Source organism: Paraburkholderia sp. HP33-1, from assembly GCF_021390595.1.
Taxonomy (GTDB): domain Bacteria; phylum Pseudomonadota; class Gammaproteobacteria; order Burkholderiales; family Burkholderiaceae; genus Paraburkholderia.
Map to the genome: position 1 here is coordinate 3,170,776 of NZ_JAJEJR010000001.1, position 21,274 is coordinate 3,192,049.

A 21,274-nucleotide genomic window follows, 5' to 3' on the forward strand; every position below is an offset into this window, starting at 1 on the left:
CGACTCCTTACAGCACTTCAGGCGCCAGCGAAACGATCTTCATGAATCGTTCGCTACGCAACTCGCGCGTGACAGGCCCGAAAATACGGGTACCGATCGGTTCGAGCTTGGTGTTGAGCAACACAGCTGCGTTGCCGTCGAACTTGATCAGCGAGCCGTCTTGACGGCGCACGCCCTTGGCGGTGCGAACCACCACGGCGTTGTAGATTTCGCCTTTCTTCACGCGCCCGCGCGGCGTTGCCTCTTTGACAGTCACCTTGATGATGTCGCCAATGCTGGCATAACGACGCTTCGAGCCGCCGAGCACCTTGATGCACATGACTTCACGTGCACCCGTGTTGTCGGCCACTTCAAGCCGAGTTTCGGTCTGGATCATGGTTTATCTTTCCCAACTTAATCCGGTCACACCACCATGGTGCTCCCCGGTCAGTCTTGGTCCCGTCAGCCGATCGGCTGCTTGGGTTAGAACAGCAGCGACGGCAAACGAAACCCGCCATCGCAATCCGGTGAATCCTTCGGCACAGGCTGGCGCCCGAACCGCTCCCCCCACCAACTTCGCCCGCGACGGGGCTCCCATAAAGAGGGAAGACCGAGATTATATCAAATAATCCCGGCCTTGCAAGCGAAACTTACTGCGATTTCAACTACTTCTACAGCGTTGCGACATTAGATGACGCGAGCAGCCTCGACTAGGCGAGCCACAACCCAAGCCTTCGTCTTCGAAATCGGACGAGTTTCCTGGATTTCCACGAGGTCGCCCTCGTTGTACGTGTTCGCATCGTCATGCGCGTGATACTTCTTCGAACGCACGACATACTTGCCGTAGATCGGGTGCTTCACGCGGTGCTCGACCAGCACGGTAACCGTCTTGTCCATCTTGTTGCTGACGACCTTGCCGACCAGCGTCCGCTTGAGCGAGGTTTTTACGCTATCGTTCATTTCTGGTTCGCCTTCTCAGTCAGGACGGTCCGCACACGTGCGATGTCGCGACGGACCTTCTTCAGCTGGCTCGTGTTCGTGAGCTGCTGGGTCGCGAGTTGCATGCGCAGGCCGAATTGCGCCTTCAACAGGTCCGACAGCTCCTTGTTGAGCGCGGCCTGATCTTTCTGGTGAAGTTCGGAAGCCTTCATCATTTGCTCCTTAGGCGCCGAGCTGACGCACGATAAACGTCGTCTTCAGCGGCAGCTTCGCTGCAGCCAGACGGAACGCTTCGCGCGCCAGTTCTTCGGTTACGCCGTCCATTTCGTACAGCATCTTGCCCGGTTGAATCTCAGCGACGTAGTACTCCGGGTTACCCTTACCGTTACCCATACGCACTTCGGCCGGCTTGGTCGAGATCGGCTTGTCCGGGAAGATCCGGATCCAGATGCGGCCACCGCGCTTGATGTGACGCGTCATCGCACGACGCGCCGCTTCAATCTGGCGCGCGGTCAGACGGCCGCGACCGACAGCCTTCAGGCCGAACTCACCGAACGACACCGCGTTGCCGCGGGTAGCAACGCCGGTGTTACGACCTTTCTGCTCTTTGCGATACTTTCTGCGTTTCGGTTGCAGCATCGTTATTCTCCAGTCTTCCCGTCGCCGCCGGCACCGCCAGCACGACGAGGAGCGCCACGGCGTGCACCTGCCGGGCCACCACCTTCACCATCACGACGCGGACGGCGATCGCCACCCGGACGCGCGTTGCGGCGCGGACGCTTTTCTTCGGCGACTTCTTCGACCACCGGTGCGTCGTTGCGGCCGAGCGTGTCGCCCTTGTAGACCCACACCTTCACGCCGATGATGCCGTACGTCGTCTTTGCTTCCGACGTTGCGTAGTCGATATCAGCACGCAGCGTATGAAGCGGCACGCGACCTTCGCGATACCATTCCGTACGAGCGATTTCGATACCGTTCAGACGGCCGGCGCTCATGATCTTGATGCCTTGAGCACCCAGACGCATCGCGTTCTGCATCGCACGCTTCATCGCGCGGCGGAACATGATCCGACGCTCGAGCTGTTGCGTGATCGAATCAGCGATCAGTTGCGCGTCGGTTTCCGGCTTGCGGATTTCTTCGATGTTGACGTGAACCGGAACGCCCATGCGCTTTTGCAGCTCGGACTTCAGCAGTTCGATGTCTTCACCCTTCTTGCCGATCACGACACCCGGGCGCGAGCTGAAAATCGTGATACGTGCGTTCTTTGCAGGACGCTCGATCACAACGCGGCCGACGGACGCGTTCTTCAGCTTCTTCTTCAGGTATTCACGAACACCGATGTCTTCCTGCAACATCGCCGCGAAATTGTTGTTGTTCGCGTACCAACGCGAAGCCCAATTACGGCTGACGGCCAAACGGAAGCCAGTCGGATGAATTTTCTGTCCCATCGTATGACCCCTTAATTCCCGACCGTCACAGTGATGTGACAGGATTGCTTCTCGATGCGATTACCGCGGCCTTTAGCGCGCGCGGTAAAACGCTTCAGCGACGCTGCCTTGTCGACGTAGATGCTCGTGATCTTGAGCTCGTCGATATCGGCGCCTTCGTTGTGCTCCGCATTCGCGATCGCCGACAGCACGACCTTTTTCACGATTCCCGCAGCCTTCTTCGGCGAGAACGTCAGAACGTTCAGCGCCTTGTCGACCGGCAAACCGCGGATCTGGTCAGCCACAAGGCGCGTTTTCTGCGCCGAGATGCGGGCACCGCGATGAATTGCTTTCACTTCCATCTTGATAGCCCCTTATTTCTTGGCCTTCTTGTCGGCCGCGTGACCCTTGAACGTACGGGTCAGTGCGAACTCGCCAAGCTTGTGGCCGACCATGTTTTCCGTGACATACACCGGAACGTGTTGACGGCCGTTGTGAACGGCGATCGTCAGGCCGATGAAGTCCGGCAGGATCGTCGAGCGACGTGACCAGGTCTTGATTGGTTTCTTGTCACGCGATGCTGCAGCCGCCTCAACCTTCTTCAGCAAATGGGCGTCGCAGAACGGACCTTTCTTAATAGAACGTGCCATTGCCTACTCCTTAACGCTTGTGACGGCGCTGGACGATCATGCTCGTCGTGCGCTTGTTGCTGCGGGTGCGATAGCCCTTCGTCGGCGTGCCCCACGGGCTCACCGGATCGCGGCCAGCCGCAGTCTTGCCTTCGCCACCACCGTGCGGGTGGTCGACCGGGTTCATTGCAACGCCACGCACCGTCGGGCGAATACCGCGCCAGCGGTTCGCGCCAGCCTTACCGATTTGACGGAGGCTGTGCTCTTCGTTGCCCACTTCACCGATCGTCGCGCGGCATTCAACGTGCACGCGGCGGATTTCGCCCGAACGCAGACGAACCTGCGCGTAGATGCCTTCGCGAGCCAGCAGCATTGCCGACGTACCAGCCGAGCGCGCCATTTGCGCACCCTTGCCCGGCAGCATTTCGATGCAGTGAATCGTCGTACCGACCGGAATGTTGCGGATCGGCAGCGTGTTACCCGCGCGGATCGGCGCTTCCGAACCCGACATCAGTTGCTGACCGACGGTGATACCCTTCGGAGCGATGATGTAGCGGCGCTCGCCGTCTGCGTACAGAACCAGCGCGATGTTCGCGCTACGGTTCGGGTCGTACTCGAGACGTTCGACCTTGGCCGGAATACCATCCTTCGTGCGACGGAAGTCGACGACACGATAGTGATGCTTGTGACCACCACCCTTATGACGCGTGGTGATGTGACCGTTGTTGTTACGGCCGGCGGTCGAGGATTGCGTATCGAGCAGCGCTGCGAACGGCTTGCCCTTGTGCAGTTCCTTGTTGACCACCTTGACCATCGCGCGGCGACCCGGCGAAGTCGGCTTAACTTTCACGATTGCCATGATTACTTGGCCTCCGCTTCAAAGTTGATTTCCTGGCCGGGCTTCAGGCAGACGTACGCCTTCTTCACGTCCTTGCGCTTGCCCATGAAGCGACCAAAGCGCTTGGCCTTGCCCTTCGCGACCAGCACGTTGACGGAATCGACTTCCACCTTGAACAGCAGCTCGACTGCAGCCTTCACTTCCTGCTTCGTGGCATCCGGCGCGACTTCGAACACAACCTGCTCGTTCTTGTCGGCAACCAGCGTCGCCTTTTCGGAGACCACCGGCGCGAGCAGGACCTGCATCAAACGATGATCGTTCTTGCGAATCTCGCTCATGACAGCAACTCCTCGATCTGGGCGACCGCAGCCTTCGTGATCAGAACCTTCTTGAAGTAGATCAGCGACAGCGGGTCGGCGTAACGCGGCTCGACAACCGCCACGTGGGCGAGGTTGCGCGACGCGAGGTACAGGTTTTCGTCAACCGTGTCGGTAATCACCAGCACGGAGTCGAGACCCATCGCCTTGAATTTTTCGGCCAGCAGCTTCGTCTTCGGCGCCTCGAGCGTCAGCTCATCGACCACCGAGATGCGGCCTTCGCGGGCCAGCTGCGAGAAGATCGAGCAGAGGCCTGCACGATGCATCTTCTTGTTGACCTTGTGCGAAAAGTTTTCTTCCGGCGAATTCGGGAAGATCCGACCACCGCCGCGCCACAGCGGGCTCGACGACATACCGGCACGGGCACGCCCCGTACCCTTCTGGCGCCACGGCTTCTTGGTCGTGTGCTTGACCTGCTCACGATCCTTCTGCGCGCGGTTGCCGCTACGGGCATTCGCCTGGTACGCAACCACCACCTGGTGAATCAGGGCTTCGTTGTAATCGCGGCCGAACACGACGTCCGACGCGCTAACGCCTGCACCTTCCTGACCATTGGCATTCAGGAGCTTAAGTTCCATTATTTCGCTCCTTTCACGGCACGCGTCTTCACGGCCGGCGTAACGAATACCTTGCCACCCTTCGCACCCGGAACGGCGCCCTTGACCAGCAGCAGCTTGCGGTCAGCGTCGATACGAGCGATTTCGAGGTTTTGCACCGTTACCTTCTCGTCACCCATGTGACCGGTCATGCGCTTACCCGGGAAAACACGACCCGGATCCTGCGCCATACCGATCGAGCCCGGCACGTTGTGCGAGCGCGAGTTACCGTGCGATGCACGGCCAGACGAGAAGTTGTAACGCTTGATGGTACCGGCGTAGCCCTTACCGATCGACACGCCTTGCACGTCGACCTTCTGGCCCACTTCGAACAACTCGGGACCAACCACGGTGCCGTTCGACAACTCGGCAGCCTTAGCGGCATCGATCTGGAATTCTTTGAGGATTTCACCGGCTTGAACGCCGGCTTTGGCGAGATGACCTGCCAACGGCTTCGTCACGCGCGATGCACGGCGCGTACCGAACGCAACCTGCACGGCCGTGTAGCCGTCGGTTTCAACAGTCTTGATCTGCGTCACGCGGTTGTCGGACACGTCCAGCACGGTGACGGGAATCGAATCCCCTTCAGCCGTGAAGATACGGGTCATGCCAACCTTGCGACCTACGAGTCCAAGGCTCATCGTTTTCTCCATTCCCGACTGCGATTGGTCGGGGCTAATTTACAAAATGCCGGCGCCGTTTCGGGCATGAAACCATGCTGCAGCACGCCGACTTTTTTACGCAAATGCGCGAAAAGCTCACCAGTATAGCGAGCCTTTTCGTTTTCCGCAAGCAATCAATGACTTAGCGCTGCCCGGCTTGCCGGACAAGGGCTGGAAGCCTTACTGCAGCTTGATTTCAACGTCCACGCCAGCCGGCAGATCCAGCTTCATCAGCGCGTCAACGGTCTTGTCCGTCGGGTCGACGATGTCCATCAGACGTTGGTGCGTGCGGATTTCGAGCTGGTCGCGCGATGTCTTGTTGACGTGCGGCGAACGCAGGATGTCGAAGCGTTGAATGCGGGTCGGCAGGGGCACCGGACCACGAACGATTGCGCCAGTCCGCTTTGCCGTGTCGACGATTTCAGCTGCCGATTGATCGATCAAGCGATAGTCGAAAGCCTTCAGACGAATGCGGATTTTCTGGTTTTGCATGACGAATTCCTTGAAAAGAGCGAGGCGATATTGCACCGCCGATTAGAAAAAGAACGTAGGCCCGGGCGCTCGCGGAGAGCGAGTGCCCGGACCCGAGCACTGCATACTTCTATAGCAAACTTCGATTTTACTCGATGATCTTTGCGACGACACCAGCGCCGACCGTACGGCCGCCTTCGCGAATTGCGAAGCGCAGACCTTCTTCCATCGCGATCGGGTTGATCAGCTTCACCGTGATCGACACGTTGTCGCCCGGCATCACCATTTCCTTGTCCTTCGGCAGCTCGATCGAGCCCGTCACGTCGGTCGTACGGAAGTAGAACTGCGGACGGTAGTTGTTGAAGAACGGCGTGTGACGGCCGCCTTCGTCCTTGCTCAGCACGTACACCTCAGCCGTGAAGTGCGTGTGCGGGTTGATCGAACCCGGCTTGGCCAGAACCTGGCCACGCTCCACGTCTTCGCGCTTCGTGCCGCGCAGCAGGATACCAACGTTGTCGCCTGCCTGACCCTGGTCGAGCAGCTTGCGGAACATTTCCACGCCCGTGCAGGTCGTCTTCACCGTCGGCTTGATACCGACGATTTCGATTTCTTCACCGACCTTGACGACGCCGCGCTCCACGCGACCCGTCACCACCGTGCCACGACCCGAGATCGAGAACACGTCTTCCACCGGCATCAGGAACGAACCGTCAATCGCGCGCTCGGGCGTCGGGATGTACGTGTCCAGCGCGTCGGCCAGGTTCATGATCGCCACTTCGCCCAGCTCACCCTTGTCGCCTTCCAGCGCCAGCTTGGCCGAACCCTTGATGATCGGCGTGTCGTCGCCCGGGAAGTCGTACTTCGACAGAAGTTCGCGGACTTCCATCTCGACGAGCTCCAGCAGCTCGGCATCGTCCACCATGTCGCACTTGTTCAGGAACACGATGATGTACGGAACGCCAACCTGACGCGCCAGCAGGATGTGCTCACGCGTTTGCGGCATCGGGCCGTCAGCGGCCGAGCACACCAGGATTGCGCCGTCCATCTGTGCCGCGCCCGTGATCATGTTCTTCACGTAGTCAGCGTGGCCCGGGCAGTCGACGTGTGCGTAGTGGCGGTTAGCCGTTTCGTACTCGACGTGCGCGGTGTTGATGGTAATACCACGCGCCTTCTCTTCCGGCGCAGCGTCGATCTGGTCGTACGCCTTCGCTTCGCCACCAAACTTCTGCGTCAGAACCGTCGTGATCGCTGCCGTCAGCGTGGTCTTGCCGTGGTCAACGTGACCGATCGTGCCCACGTTCACGTGCGGCTTGGTCCGTTCGAATTTACCTTTAGCCATGTTTCTCTTCTTTCAGAAAGTTAATCGTTGAATGACTTTGCCGCGCGATTACTTCGACTTCGCGTTGATGATCGCTTCCGACACGTTACGCGGAGCTTCGGCGTAGTGCTTGAACTCCATCGTGTACGTTGCACGACCTTGCGTCAGCGAACGCAGCGACGTCGAGTAGCCGAACATTTCCGACAGCGGCACTTCGGCGCGAACGATCTTGCCGCCACCAACCATGTCTTCCATGCCCTGGACGATACCGCGACGGCCCGACAGGTCGCCCATCACGTTGCCCATGTAGTCTTCCGGCGTTTCGACTTCCACAGCCATCATCGGTTCGAGGATGACCGGGCTTGCCTTGCGCATTGCTTCCTTGAACGCCATCGAACCGGCCATGCGGAACGCATTTTCGTTCGAGTCAACGTCGTGGTACGAACCGAACGTCAGGTGAACCTTCACGTCAACGACCGGGAAGCCTGCCAGCACGCCAGCCTTCAGCGTTTCCTGGATACCCTTGTCGACTGCCGGGATGTATTCACGCGGAATCACGCCGCCCTTGATTTCGTCGAGGAACTCGTAACCCTTGCCCTGCTCGTTGGGTTCAAGCGTAATGACTGCGTGACCGTACTGACCGCGGCCGCCCGACTGCTTGACGAACTTGCCGTCAACGTCTTCCGCCTTGCCGCGAATCGTTTCGCGGTAAGCAACTTGCGGCTTGCCAACGGTCGCTTCCACGCCGAATTCGCGCTTCATACGGTCAACCAGGATTTCGAGGTGGAGCTCGCCCATACCCGAAATAATGGTCTGGCCCGATTCCTCATCCGTTTGAACGCGGAACGACGGATCTTCCTGCGCCAGACGATTCAGTGCCAGACCCATTTTTTCCTGGTCAGGCTTCGTCTTCGGCTCGACAGCCTGCGAAATCACCGGCTCCGGGAAAATCATGCGTTCAAGCACGATCGGGTTTTGCGGATCGCACAACGTGTCGCCCGTGGTCGCTTCCTTCAGACCCACTGCGGCAGCGATGTCACCGGCGCGCACTTCCTTGATTTCTTCGCGCTGGTTCGCGTGCATCTGCAGAATACGGCCCAGACGTTCCTTCTTGTCCTTGGTCGCGTTCAGCACCGTATCACCCGAATTCACGACGCCCGAATACACACGGAAGAAGATCAGCTGACCAACGAACGGGTCGGTCATGATCTTGAATGCCAGAGCCGAGAACTTTTCATCGTCGGCAGCGCGGCGCTCAGCCTTTTCACCGTTTTCCAACTCGCCGGTCACCGGCGGGATGTCGACCGGCGACGGCAGGAAGTCAAGCACGGCGTCCAGCATGCGCTGCACACCCTTGTTCTTGAACGCGGTGCCGCACAGCATCGGCTGGATTTCACAAGCGATCGTACGGTCGCGCAAGCCCTTGAGGATTTCCTCTTCGGTCAACTCACCTGACTCGAGGTACTTGTTCATCATTTCTTCGTTCGCTTCAGCCGCGGCTTCGACCATCTTTTCACGCCATTCGTTGCACGTGTCGACGAGCTCAGCCGGAATTTCTTCGTACGAAAACTTGGTACCTTGGGACGCGTCGTCCCAAATGATCGCCTTCATCTTCATCAGATCGACGACGCCCGTGAAGCTCTCTTCAGCGCCGATAGGCACCACGACCGGAACCGGGTTCGCCTTCAGACGCAGCTTGAGCTGGTCGTAGACCTTGAAGAAGTTCGCGCCGGTACGGTCCATCTTGTTGATGAACGCGAGACGGGGAACCTTGTACTTGTTAGCCTGACGCCACACGGTTTCCGACTGGGGCTGCACGCCGCCCACAGCGCAGTACACCATGCACGCGCCGTCGAGCACGCGCATCGAGCGCTCGACTTCGATCGTGAAGTCGACGTGGCCCGGGGTGTCGATGATGTTGATGCGGTGCTCGGCGCGGTCGCCCGCCATGCCCTTCCAGAATGCCGTGGTAGCAGCGGAAGTAATCGTGATGCCGCGTTCCTGTTCCTGCTCCATCCAGTCCATGGTGGCAGCGCCGTCGTGAACTTCACCAATCTTGTGGTTCACGCCCGTGTAGAACAGAATGCGCTCGGTCGTCGTCGTCTTGCCGGCGTCGATGTGAGCGCTAATACCGATGTTACGGTAGCGCTCGATAGGAGTCTTGCGAGCCACTTTGAGCCTCTATTGGGATGACGCGATGCGAGAGATACCCATCGCGCTGTAACACAAACGGGCGAGGCGCCTTTGAAGCGCACCCGCCCGGAATTTCTTTCCGCTTTTCCGCTAAACCCGGGGTCCGGTAGCTTAGAAACGGAAGTGCGAGAACGCCTTATTGGCTTCTGCCATCCGGTGAACTTCGTCGCGCTTCTTCATCGCGCCGCCACGGCCTTCGGCCGCTTCGGAGAGTTCACCTGCCAGACGCAGGGCCATCGACTTCTCGCTGCGCTTCTTCGCGGCCTCACGCAGCCAACGCATCGCCAATGCCATACGACGCGACGGGCGCACTTCGACCGGAACCTGATAGTTCGCACCACCAACGCGGCGGCTCTTCACTTCGACCACCGGCTTGACGTTGTTGAGCGCCACCGTGAACACTTCCAGCGGGTCCTTGCCACCCTTGGTCTGGATCTGTTCGAAAGCGCCGTACACGATACGCTCGGCAACCGACTTCTTGCCGGAGAGCATCAGCACGTTCATGAATTTTGCTACATCAACGTTGCCGAACTTCGGATCCGGCAACACTTCCCGCTTGGGGACTTCGCGACGACGCGGCATGTTTCTTCCTTTACCTTTTCAGTTGGAGCTGTTTGCAGCCCCGCGGCCACCAACTAACCCGATTCATCCGTAAGACTAACCAGCCTGGTCGGGTGACCACTTACTCGATAGCACCGGCGATTCCGGCACCATCGCATTTACCGCCTTTGCAGGCGACCTGAAACTACTTGCGACTGGCGAATTACTTGCCAGCCTTGGCACGCTTCGCACCGTACTTCGAGCGAGCCTGCTTACGATCCTTGACGCCCTGGGTATCCAGCGAGCCGCGAACCATGTGGTAACGCACACCCGGCAAGTCCTTCACACGGCCGCCGCGAATCAGCACGACCGAGTGTTCCTGCAGGTTGTGGCCTTCACCACCGATGTACGAAATGACTTCGAAGCCATTCGTCAGACGAACCTTGGCGACCTTACGGAGCGCCGAGTTCGGCTTTTTCGGCGTCGTGGTGTACACACGGGTGCACACGCCGCGACGCTGGGGACAGTCCTGCAAAGCCGGGCTCTTGCTCTTCGTCGTTTCCGACGTGCGGCCTTTGCGAACCAGTTGATTGATGGTTGGCATTGTTTATTCCTGAAATTGAACAAAATCGACGCATCTGTTTCCGGGCAAAGCGAAAACGCCTGCGCATCGAACTTCCGACTGGCCTGCTCACGCACGAATTGAAGCCGCGCGCAGGCATTCCAAGAACCGGAACCTAGCATAATATTCCGAAAATACTAAGGGAGTCAACAGGTTGCAATGTTTCGCACCCCTGTCAATCTGGCGAAGAAGCCAGATGAGCTCAGTCTGCGGCTACGACATGCAGCAATTCGTAGCCGAAACGATCGAGTTTACGCGCTCCCATGCCCGGAATGCCGCGCAAATCGTCAATCGAATCGGGGCCGAGACGGGCGATTTCCGCGAGCGTCGCGTCATGGAAAATCACGTAAGCCGGCACGCCGTCGCTCTTGGCGGTTTCAGTGCGCCACATGCGCAGACGCTCCCAGCGCGCGCGCTCGCGCGGACCCATGCCGATCGTCGGATCGGCGCGCTCACTCGTGCGCCCCGACGACTGGCGCGTGCGCGTCGGCTTAACGTAGCGGCGCATCGTCACCGTCTGCTCACCCTTGAGCACTGCCTTGCTCGCCTCGGTCAGCACGAGCGAGCCGAAACCTTCGTGGTCGACCGTCAGATAGCCGAACGCGACTAGCTGGCGGAACACCGCGCGCCATTCCGGCTCGCCGAGCGCCGCGCCGATACCGAACGTGGTGAGCTTCTCGTGGCCGCGCTGCAGGATTTTCTCGGTGCGGCTGCCGCGCAAAATATCGATCAGATGTCCGGCGCCGAAATGAAAGCCGCTCGCCCGCTGCGCGCGAAACACGCACGACAGCGCCATCTGAGCCTCGCGCGTCGCATCCCACGTCGGCGGCGGCTCGAGGCAGTTATCGCAGTTTCCGCACGGCTGGCTCGTTTCACCAAAGTACGCGAGCAGGCGCACGCGCCGGCAGGTCGCCGTTTCGCACAGGCCAAGCAGCGCGTCGAGCTTGCCGGTCTGGACGCGCTTGTGCGCTTCGTCGGCTTCCGATTCGTCGATCATTTTGCGCTGCTGCACGACGTCGCCAAGCCCGTAGGCCATCCACGCGTTCGACGGCAGCCCGTCGCGCCCCGCGCGACCGGTCTCCTGGTAGTAGCCTTCGACGCTCTTTGGCAGATCCAGATGCGCGACGAACCGCACGTCGGGTTTGTCGATGCCCATGCCAAAAGCAATCGTCGCGCACATGACGATACCTTCCTCGCGCTGGAACATCTCCTGATGCTTCTGGCGCACCTCGAACTCCATGCCGGCGTGGTACGGCAGCGCGCGCATGCCCTTTTCCTTCAGCCACTCCGCGGTTTCCTCGACCTTGCGGCGCGACAGGCAATAGACGACGCCCGCGTCGGTCGTGCCATCAGGCTTCGTATGCTCGGCGCGGATGAAGTCGAGCAGCTGCGTGCGCGCATTGTCCTTTTCGGCGATGCGGTAGCGGATGTTCGGCCGATCGAAACTGGACACGAACACGCGCGCATCCTCGAGTGCGAGACGGTGAATGATTTCGTCGCGCGTAATCGCGTCGGCAGTGGCCGTCAATGCGATGCGCGGCACATTCGGAAAGCGCTCGTGCAGTACCGACAGCTGGATATATTCAGGACGGAAATCGTGTCCCCATTGCGACACGCAGTGCGCTTCGTCAATCGCGAAAAGGCCGATGCGAGCGCGCTCGAGCAGCTCCTGAAAGCGCGGTGTCATCAGCCGTTCCGGCGCGACATACAGCAGATCGATGTCGCCGTCGCGCAGCGCACGCTCAGTGGCAATCGCCTCGGCACTCGAGAGCGTCGAGTTCAGATACGCGGCGCGCACGCCGACTTCGGTCAGCGCCGCCACCTGGTCCTGCATGAGCGCAATCAGCGGCGACACTACGATGCCCGCTCCAAAGCCGCGTTCGCGTCGCACCAGCGACGGAATCTGATAGCACAGCGATTTGCCGCCACCCGTCGGCATCAGCACGAGGCAATCGCCGCCGTCGGCGACGTGCTCGACAATTTCGCCCTGCTGTCCTCTGAACGCGGGATAACCAAAGACTTCGTTGAGGATTTCGAGCGGACGGGACATGTATTCCAGAGAGACGGCGAAGGGAACGGCACGCAGGCGGTGACACGGATTTTACCAACGCATTCGTGCCGCGCCCGCGTTCTGTGACAACGTTAGCCATGCGGCCTAGGACTGCGTCGGCGCACGGCACCGATCCACGCGCAAAAAAGACGCATAAAAAAAGCCGCTCAGTCGAAACTGAGCGGCTTTCGTGGCTCGTCAGGTGAGGCGGCTTGCGCCGCCCGCATTTACTCGCCAGAGTGCTGTTGTTCGGCAGCCGGGGTTTCCGGCGCACCAAATTCGAACGACTCTTCCGCTGCGATCTGATCGAAACGCTCGCGGTCGGCCAGTTCCTTGCTCTTGCGCGCCTTGTGGAACGCGAGACCGGTACCGGCCGGAATCAGACGGCCGACGATCACGTTTTCCTTCAGGCCACGCAGATCGTCGCGCTTGCCCATGATCGCCGCTTCGGTCAGCACGCGGGTCGTTTCCTGGAACGACGCCGCAGAGATGAACGAATCGGTCGACAGCGACGCCTTCGTGATACCGAGCAGCACGTTTTCGTACGTTGCCGGACGCTTGTCTTCCGCGATCATACGGTCGTTCTCGTCGAGCATGTCCGACCGCTCGACCTGTTCGCCCGGGATGAAGCGCGTATCGCCGTTGTCCGAAATCTGCACGCGGCGCAGCATCTGACGCACGATCACTTCAATGTGCTTGTCGTTGATCTTCACGCCCTGCAGACGGTACACGTCCTGCACTTCGTCAACGATGTAGCGCGACAGCGCCTCGACGCCCTGCAGACGCAGGATGTCGTGCGGATCCGCGGGTCCGTCGACGATCATTTCGCCCTTGTTGACGACCTGACCATCGTGCACCAGAACCTGCTTTTCCTTCGCGATCAGGAACTCGTGCTGATTGCCCTCGAGGTCCGTGATAACGAGACGCTGCTTGCCCTTCGTGTCCTTACCGAACGACGTCGTACCCGTGACTTCCGCCAGGATACCCGCGTCCTTCGGCGAACGTGCTTCGAACAGTTCCGCCACACGCGGCAGACCACCGGTAATGTCACGCGTCTTCTGCGATTCGGTCGGGATACGTGCGAGCACTTCACCGACCTGCACCTGCTGACCGTCCTTGACGGTGATCAGCGCGCCGACCTGGAAGCCGATCTGCACCGAGTGCTCGGTGTTCGGGATCTTCACTTCCTCGCCGTTCGCGTCGAGCAGCTTCACCTGCGGACGTACCGTCTTCGACGCCTGCGAACCACGACGCTTCACGTCAATCACGACGAGCGTGGACAGACCCGTCACGTCGTCGATCTGCTTCGCGACGGTCACGCCTTCCTCGACGTTCTCGAACTTCACCGTACCACCGTACTCGGTGATGATCGGACGCGTCATCGGATCCCAAGTAGCCAGTTGCGTGCCGGCCTTGATCTGCGCACCGTCGAGCTGCAGCAGCGTGGCGCCGTACGGCACCTTGTGACGCTCGCGCTCGCGGCCGTGATCGTCGGTGATCATCGCTTCGCCCGAACGCGAGATGACGATCTGCTCGCCCTTCGCATTCGTGACGTAACGCATCGTCGACGTGAAACGCACCGTACCGTTCGACTTCGCTTCGACCGACGAAGCCACCGCCGCACGCGACGCCGCGCCACCGATGTGGAACGTACGCATCGTGAGCTGCGTGCCCGGTTCACCGATCGACTGCGCCGCGATCACGCCGACCGCTTCGCCGACGTTCACGCGCGAGCCGCGGCCGAGGTCGCGACCATAGCAGGCCGCGCACAGACCGTAGCGCGTTTCGCAGGTGAGCGGCGTGCGCACGCGCACTTCGTCAATGCCGAGGCGTTCGATGTCTTCGACCGCGTCTTCGTCGAGCAGCGTGCCCGTTTCGAACAGCGTTTCCTGCGATTCCGGGTTGACGATGTCAGCCACGGCCACACGACCCAGAATACGGTCACGCAGCGCTTCGACCACTTCACCGCCTTCCACGAGCGCCTTCATCGCCACGCCGTTCGACGTGCCGCAATCTTCCTCGACGACGACCAGATCCTGCGTCACGTCGACGAGACGACGCGTCAGGTAACCCGAGTTCGCGGTCTTCAGTGCCGTATCAGCCAGACCCTTACGTGCGCCGTGGGTCGAGATGAAGTACTGCAACACGTTCAGACCTTCGCGGAAGTTCGCCGTAATCGGCGTCTCGATGATCGAGCCGTCCGGCTTCGCCATCAGGCCGCGCATACCGGCCAGCTGACGGATCTGAACCGCAGAACCACGAGCGCCCGAGTCCGCCATCATGTAGATGGAGTTGAACGACTCCTGACGCGTCTGGTTGCCGTCGCGGTCCGTGACCGGCTCCGTCGACAGCTGCTCCATCATCGCCTTGCCGACCGCTTCCGACGTTGCCGACCAGATGTCAACCACGTTGTTGTAGCGTTCCTGTGCGGTGACAAGACCCGACATGTACTGACGGTCGTATTCCTTCACCTTCTTCGCGGCGTCGCCAACGATGGTTTCCTTCTGCGGCGGCACGAGCATGTCGTCGACGCAGATCGAAATACCAGCACGCGTTGCCAGACGGAAGCCCGACTGCATCAGCTGGTCGGCGAAAATCACCGTCTCGCGCAGACCGCACTTGCGGAACGCCGTGTTGATCAGGCGCGAGATTTCCTTCTTCTTCAGCGGCTTGTTCAGCACCGAGAACGGCAGACCCGGCGGAAGGATTTCCGACAGGATCGAGCGGCCAACCGTGGTTGCGTACAGCGTGATCTGCGGCACGAACGCCGGCGCACCTTCCGACTTGTCTTCGTTGTGGACCATTTCGGTGATCCGCACGTTGACGCGCGAGGCAAGCTCGACTTCCTTGTTCTCGTACGCGCGCAGCACTTCCGACACGCCCGTGAACGTCAGACCTTCGCCCTTGCCGTTCACTGCTTCACGCGTCGCGTAGTACAGACCCAGCACGATATCCTGCGACGGCACGATCGACGGATCGCCGTTAGCCGGGAACAGCACGTTGTTCGACGCGAGCATCAGCGTGCGCGCTTCCATCTGCGCTTCGAGCGACAGCGGCACGTGAACGGCCATCTGGTCACCGTCGAAGTCAGCGTTGAACGCCGCGCAAACGAGCGGGTGCAGCTGGATTGCTTTACCTTCGATCAGCACCGGCTCAAACGCCTGGATGCCGAGACGGTGCAGCGTCGGCGCACGGTTCAGCATGACCGGATGTTCGCGGATGACCTCTTCGAGGATGTCCCACACGACCGGCGTCTGGTTCTCGACTTCCTTCTTCGCAGCCTTGATGGTGGTAGCGACACCCATCACTTCGAGCTTGTTGAAGATGAACGGCTTGAACAGTTCGAGCGCCATCAGCTTCGGCAGACCGCACTGGTGCAGCTTCAACGTCGGGCCGACCACGATCACCGAACGGCCCGAGTAGTCGACACGCTTACCGAGCAGGTTCTGACGGAAGCGACCGCCCTTACCCTTGATCATGTCGGCGAGCGACTTCAGCGGACGCTTGTTCGCGCCGGTCATCGCCTTGCCGCGACGGCCGTTGTCGAGCAGCGAGTCGACGGCTTCCTGCAGCATCCGCTTTTCATTGCGGACGATGATTTCAGGTGCCTTCAGCTCGAGCAGACGCTTCAACCGGTTGTTACGGTTGATCACGCGGCGATACAGATCGTTCAGGTCCGACGTCGCGAAACGGCCGCCGTCGAGCGGCACCAGCGGACGCAGTTCCGGCGGCAGCACCGGCAGCACTTCGAGGACCATCCAGTCCGGCTTGATGCCCGAACGCTGGAACGCCTCGAGCACCTTCAGGCGCTTCGCGTACTTCTTGATCTTCGCTTCAGAGCCGGTGTTCTTGAGCTCCGTGCGCAGCACTTCGACCTGCTCGTCGATGTTGATCGCGCGCAGCAGTTCGCGAATACCTTCCGCGCCCATCTCTGCACGGAATTCGTCGCCGTATTCCTCGACCTTGTTGTAGTAATCCTCTTCGGTCATGATCTGCCGCGCTTTGAGCGGCGTCATGCCCGGATCAATCACCACATATGCTTCGAAGTACAGCACGCGCTCGATGTCGCGCAGCGTCATGTCGAGCACCATGCCCAGACGCGACGGCAGCGACTTCAGGAACCAGATGTGCGCGACCGGCGAGGCCAACTCAATGTGGCCCATCCGTTCACGACGCACCTTCGCGAGCGTCACTTCGACGCCGCACTTCTCGCAGATCACGCCACGGTGCTTCAGGCGCTTGTACTTGCCGCAAAGGCATTCGTAGTCCTTGATCGGACCGAAAATCTTCGCGCAGAACAGACCATCGCGCTCCGGCTTGAACGTGCGGTAGTTGATGGTTTCCGGCTTCTTGACTTCACCGAACGACCACGAACGGATCTTGTCCGGCGAAGCCAGACCGATCTTAATCGCGTCAAAAACTTCAGGTTGTTGGACTTGCTTGAATAGATCGAGCAAAGCTTTCATCGCTTCTCTCCAGTAGTCCGATTAGTTCCGGTCCAGGTCGATGTCGATACCCAGCGACCGGATTTCCTTCACCAACACGTTGAACGACTCAGGCATGCCGGCATCGATCACGTGATCGCCCTTGACCAGGTTCTCGTAAACCTTGGTCCGGCCCGTCACGTCGTCCGACTTGACCGTCAGCATTTCCTGCAGCACGTACGATGCGCCGTACGCTTCGAGCGCCCACACTTCCATTTCACCGAAACGCTGGCCACCGAACTGCGCCTTACCGCCCAACGGCTGCTGCGTGACGAGCGAGTACGGGCCCGTGGAACGCGCGTGCATCTTGTCGTCGACCAGGTGGTGCAGCTTCAGGTAGTGCATGTAGCCGACCGTCACCGTCCGTTCGAACATCTCGCCCGTGCGGCCGTCGAACAGCCGCACCTGGTTCTTCGACGGCGTCATGCCGAGGTTCTGCGCGATGTCGTCCGGGAATGCCAGATCCAGCGCGCGCGACATTTCTTCTTCCGTCGCACCGTCGAACACCGGCGTCGCAAACGGCACGCCCTCGCGCAGGTTCTTCGCCAGTTCGATGATTTCGTCGTCGGAGAAGCTGTCCAGCTCTTCGGCGCGGCCCGACTCGTTATAGATCTTGGTCAGGAATTCGCGCAGTTCAGCGATCTTCGCCTGACGCTGCAGCATTTCGCCGATACGCCAGCCGAGACCCTTCGCGGCCCAACCCAGATGCACCTCGAGAACCTGACCCACGTTCATCCGCGACGGCACGCCGAGCGGGTTCAGAACGACGTCAGCCGGACGGCCGTCGGCCATGTACGGCATGTCTTCGATCGGGACGATCTTCGACACCACACCCTTGTTACCGTGACGACCTGCCATCTTGTCGCCAGGCTGCAGACGGCGTTTCACCGCCAGATACACCTTGACCATCTTCAGCACGCCCGGCGGCAGTTCGTCGCCTTGCGTGAGCTTCTTGCGCTTCTCTTCGAACGCGAGGTCGAACTGGTGGCGCTTCTCTTCGATCGAGTTCTTGATCGCTTCGAGCTGGGCCGCTGCTTCTTCATCCGCGAGGCGGATGTCGAACCAGTGATAGTGGTCCAGATCTTCGAGGTAAGCGCGCTCGATCTTCGTGCCCTTCGCGAGCTTCTTCGGACCGCCGTTCGCCACCTTGCCTTCGAGCATACGCGCGAGACGCTGGAACGCATCGCCTTCCACGATACGCAGCTGGTCGTTCAGGTCGAGGCGATAGCGCTTCAGTTCATCGTCGATGATCTGTTGCGCGCGCTTGTCGCGCTGGATGCCTTCACGCGTGAACACCTGCACGTCGATCACAGTGCCGCTCATGCCCGACGGGACGCGCAGCGACGTGTCCTTCACGTCCGACGCCTTCTCACCGAAGATCGCGCGCAGCAGCTTTTCTTCCGGCGTCAGCTGGGTTTCGCCCTTGGGCGTGACCTTGCCGACCAGCACGTCGCCCGCTTCGACTTCCGCGCCGATGTACACGATGCCCGACTCGTCGAGACGGCCAAGCTGCACTTCTGCGAGGTTCGAGATGTCGCGGGTGATTTCTTCCGGTCCGAGCTTCGTATCGCGAGCAACGACGTTCAGTTCTTCGATGTGGATCGACGTGTAGCGGTCGTCCGCAACGACCTTCTCCGAGATCAGGATCGAGTCTTCGAAGTTGTAGCCGTTCCACGGCATGAACGCGATCAGCATGTTCTGACCGAGCGCGAGCTCGCCCAGATCGGTCGATGCGCCGTCAGCCAGCACGTCGCCACGCGCAACCTTGTCGCCCATCTTCACGATCGGACGCTGGTTGATGTTCGTGTTCTGGTTCGAACGCGTGTACTTGATCAGGTTGTAGATGTCGACACCGACTTCACCCGCGACCGCTTCATCGTCGTTCACGCGAATCACGATACGGCCCGCGTCGACGTAATCGACCACACCGCCACGCAGTGCCTGAACCGTCGTGCCCGAGTCGACCGCCACGGTGCGCTCGATGCCCGTACCGACGACCGGCTTTTCCGGACGCAGACACGGCACAGCCTGACGCTGCATGTTCGAGCCCATCAACGCGCGGTTCGCGTCGTCGTGTTCGAGGAACGGAATCAGCGAAGCTGCGACCGACACGATCTGCGACGGCGCCACGTCCATGTACTGGATGCGGTCCGGCGTGACCATCAGCGTTTCGCCCGCTTCACGCGACGACACGAGTTCGTCGGTCAGCGTGCCGTCGTCGGCCACCGCCGCGTTCGCCTGAGCGATCACGTAACGGCCTTCTTCGATCGCCGACAGATAGTCGATCTGGTCGGTAACCTTGCCGTCCGTGACCTTGCGGTACGGCGTTTCGAGGAAGCCGTATTCGTTCAGGTGCGCGTACAGAGCGAGCGAATTGATCAGGCCGATGTTCGGACCTTCCGGCGTCTCGATCGGGCACACGCGGCCGTAGTGGGTCGGGTGCACGTCGCGGACTTCAAAGCCTGCGCGTTCGCGCGTCAGACCGCCCGGGCCCAGTGCGGAAACACGACGCTTGTGCGTGATTTCCGACAGCGGGTTGGTCTGGTCCATGAACTGCGACAGCTGCGACGAACCGAAGAACTCGCGGATTGCCGACGAAATCGGCTTCGAGTTGATCAGGTCGTGCGGCATCAGGTTTTCGCTTTCGGCCTGGCCGAGGCGTTCCTTCACAGCACGTTCGACACGCACAAGGCCCGCGCGGAACTGGTTCTCCGCGAGTTCGCCGACGCAACGCACACGACGGTTGCCGAGGTGGTCGATGTCGTCGACTTCGCCCTTACCGTTGCGCAGCTCGACCAGGATCTTGATCGTCGCGAGGATGTCGTCGTCCTGCAGCGTCATCGGGCCGACGATTTCGTCACGGCCAACCCGGCGATTGAACTTCATACGACCCACCTTCGACAGGTCGTACGCTTCTTCGCTGTAGAAGAGACGGTTGAACAGCGCCTCGACTGCTTCTTCGGTGGGCGGCTCGCCCGGACGCATCATTCGGTAGATCGCGATGCGCGCGGCCATCTTGTCGGCCGTTTCGTCGATGCGAAGCGTCGAGGAGATATACGGACCTTGGTCCAGATCGTTCGTGTAGAGCGTCTGGATGTCCTTGATCTTCGCTTCGCGCAGCTTCTCGAGCACCGATTCGGTGATTTCGTCGTTGGCGTTCGCGATGACTTCACCAGTATCGCCATCGATTACGTTCTTCGCGAGCACGCGGCCGAGCAGATAGTCTTCCGGTACCGAAATGAACTTGGTCTTCGCGTTATCGAGGTCGCGAATGTGCTTGGCGTTGATCCGCTTGTCCTTCTGGACGATCACGTTGCCGTCGCGGTCCGTGATATCGAAGCGCGCGACTTCGCCACGCAGACGCTCCGGCACGAATTCCATCTGCGCGCCTTCCGGCATCAGCGTGAAATTGTCGAACACGAAGAAGTTTGCGAGGATCTGTTCCGGCGTAAGGCCGATCGCCTTCAGCAGGATCGTCACCGGCATCTTGCGGCGACGGTCGACGCGGAAGTACAGCACGTCCTTCGGGTCAAACTCGAAGTCGAGCCACGAGCCGCGGTAAGGAATGATACGTGCCGAGAACAGCAGCTTGCCCGAGCTGTGCGTCTTGCCTTTGTCGTGTTCGAAGAACACGCCCGGCGAACGGTGCAGCTGCGAAACGATCACACGTTCAGTGCCATTGATGACGAACGAACCGGTCGGCGTCATGAGCGGAATTTCGCCCATGTACACTTCCTGTTCCTTCACTTCCTTGACGACCGGTTTGCTCGGCGATTCCTTGTCGAGCAGCACTAGACGCACCTTGGCGCGCAACGCCGAGCAGTACGTCAGACCGCGCTGCTGGCATTCCTTGATGTTGAATGCCGGCGGCGACAGCATGTAGCTGACGAACTCGAGGCGCGCGAAGCCGTTATGCGAAACGATCGGGAAAACGGAGGTAAACGCTGCCTGCAGGCCTTCCGGCTTGCGTTGCGTAGACAACGTATCTGCTTGCAGAAACGTGCTGAATGATTCAAGCTGGGTAGCCAGCAGGAAAGGTACTTGGTGAACGATGGGGCGCTTCGCAAAACTCTTGCGAATACGCTTCTTCTCGGTGAAGGAATATTGCATACGATCTCCGAATCACGGCGGGCATAGTTGTCGAGGCAG

At 60.2% G+C, this 21,274-nt stretch carries 19 protein-coding genes; all 19 read right to left on the reverse strand.

Annotation, left to right across the window (positions count from 1 at the left end; all coding sequences use genetic code 11):
• Positions 1-7: 7 nt before the first annotated feature.
• Entirely contained in the window at positions 8-376 is a 369-nt protein-coding gene (rplN, locus tag L0U81_RS14605; protein WP_006998478.1) for a 50S ribosomal protein L14, read from the reverse strand.
• Between the two features lie 290 nt (positions 377-666).
• Positions 667-939, reverse strand: coding sequence for a 30S ribosomal protein S17 (gene rpsQ / locus L0U81_RS14610; RefSeq protein ID WP_007180129.1), 273 nt, complete (start codon positions 937-939; stop codon positions 667-669).
• Complete coding sequence (rpmC, locus tag L0U81_RS14615) at positions 936-1,130, reverse strand: 50S ribosomal protein L29 (protein ID WP_007180130.1); 195 nt, start codon at positions 1,128-1,130, stop codon at positions 936-938. Before rpmC ends, rpsQ begins: the two co-directional genes overlap by 4 nt.
• A 10-nt stretch (positions 1,131-1,140) precedes the next feature.
• On the reverse strand, positions 1,141-1,557 hold the full coding sequence (gene rplP / locus L0U81_RS14620; RefSeq protein WP_008923342.1) for a 50S ribosomal protein L16: 417 nt from the start codon (positions 1,555-1,557) through the stop codon (positions 1,141-1,143).
• A 2-nt stretch (positions 1,558-1,559) separates the two neighbouring features.
• Positions 1,560-2,366 carry a 30S ribosomal protein S3 gene (rpsC, locus tag L0U81_RS14625; protein WP_012434570.1) on the reverse strand — a complete coding sequence of 269 codons (807 nt, stop codon included), beginning with the start codon at positions 2,364-2,366 and terminating at the stop codon, positions 1,560-1,562.
• An 11-nt stretch (positions 2,367-2,377) separates the two neighbouring features.
• Positions 2,378-2,707: a 50S ribosomal protein L22 gene (gene rplV, locus L0U81_RS14630; RefSeq protein ID WP_007730533.1), complete on the reverse strand. Its 330-nt coding sequence runs from the start codon at positions 2,705-2,707 to the stop codon at positions 2,378-2,380.
• Positions 2,708-2,719: 12 nt separating this feature from the next.
• The gene (gene rpsS, locus L0U81_RS14635; RefSeq protein ID WP_006998484.1) at positions 2,720-2,995 is read right to left on the reverse strand and encodes a 30S ribosomal protein S19; all 276 of its coding nucleotides are present in this window, start codon (positions 2,993-2,995) and stop codon (positions 2,720-2,722) included.
• A gap of 10 nt (positions 2,996-3,005) precedes the next feature.
• Positions 3,006-3,833 (reverse strand): 50S ribosomal protein L2, encoded by an 828-nt coding sequence (rplB, locus tag L0U81_RS14640; RefSeq protein ID WP_018420149.1) that lies wholly within the window; start codon positions 3,831-3,833, stop codon positions 3,006-3,008.
• Between the two features lie 2 nt (positions 3,834-3,835).
• A complete protein-coding gene (gene rplW / locus L0U81_RS14645; RefSeq protein ID WP_008923345.1) occupies positions 3,836-4,150 on the reverse strand; it encodes a 50S ribosomal protein L23 in 315 nt (104 codons plus the stop codon).
• Entirely contained in the window at positions 4,147-4,767 is a 621-nt protein-coding gene (gene rplD / locus L0U81_RS14650; protein ID WP_008923346.1) for a 50S ribosomal protein L4, read from the reverse strand. Before rplD ends, rplW begins: the two co-directional genes overlap by 4 nt.
• Positions 4,767-5,426, reverse strand: a complete 660-nt coding sequence (gene rplC / locus L0U81_RS14655) for a 50S ribosomal protein L3 (protein ID WP_230563899.1) — start codon at positions 5,424-5,426, stop codon at positions 4,767-4,769. Before rplC ends, rplD begins: the two co-directional genes overlap by 1 nt.
• A 201-nt stretch (positions 5,427-5,627) precedes the next feature.
• A complete protein-coding gene (gene rpsJ, locus L0U81_RS14660; protein WP_006998489.1) occupies positions 5,628-5,939 on the reverse strand; it encodes a 30S ribosomal protein S10 in 312 nt (103 codons plus the stop codon).
• Between the two features lie 127 nt (positions 5,940-6,066).
• Positions 6,067-7,257, reverse strand: coding sequence for an elongation factor Tu (tuf, locus tag L0U81_RS14665; RefSeq protein WP_187636117.1), 1,191 nt, complete (start codon positions 7,255-7,257; stop codon positions 6,067-6,069).
• A gap of 48 nt (positions 7,258-7,305) precedes the next feature.
• Complete coding sequence (fusA, locus tag L0U81_RS14670) at positions 7,306-9,408, reverse strand: elongation factor G (protein WP_233803745.1); 2,103 nt, start codon at positions 9,406-9,408, stop codon at positions 7,306-7,308.
• Between the two features lie 132 nt (positions 9,409-9,540).
• Positions 9,541-10,011 (reverse strand): 30S ribosomal protein S7, encoded by a 471-nt coding sequence (gene rpsG, locus L0U81_RS14675; protein ID WP_006053291.1) that lies wholly within the window; start codon positions 10,009-10,011, stop codon positions 9,541-9,543.
• Positions 10,012-10,192: 181 nt separating this feature from the next.
• Positions 10,193-10,573, reverse strand: a complete 381-nt coding sequence (gene rpsL / locus L0U81_RS14680; protein WP_006053290.1) for a 30S ribosomal protein S12 — start codon at positions 10,571-10,573, stop codon at positions 10,193-10,195.
• Between the two features lie 220 nt (positions 10,574-10,793).
• Positions 10,794-12,641, reverse strand: a complete 1,848-nt coding sequence (gene recQ, locus L0U81_RS14685; protein WP_233803747.1) for a DNA helicase RecQ — start codon at positions 12,639-12,641, stop codon at positions 10,794-10,796.
• 227 nt (positions 12,642-12,868) lie between these two features.
• A complete protein-coding gene (gene rpoC, locus L0U81_RS14690; RefSeq protein ID WP_233803749.1) occupies positions 12,869-17,107 on the reverse strand; it encodes a DNA-directed RNA polymerase subunit beta' in 4,239 nt (1,412 codons plus the stop codon).
• Between the two features lie 21 nt (positions 17,108-17,128).
• Positions 17,129-21,235, reverse strand: coding sequence for a DNA-directed RNA polymerase subunit beta (gene rpoB / locus L0U81_RS14695; protein WP_233803751.1), 4,107 nt, complete (start codon positions 21,233-21,235; stop codon positions 17,129-17,131).
• Positions 21,236-21,274 lie beyond the last annotated feature (39 nt).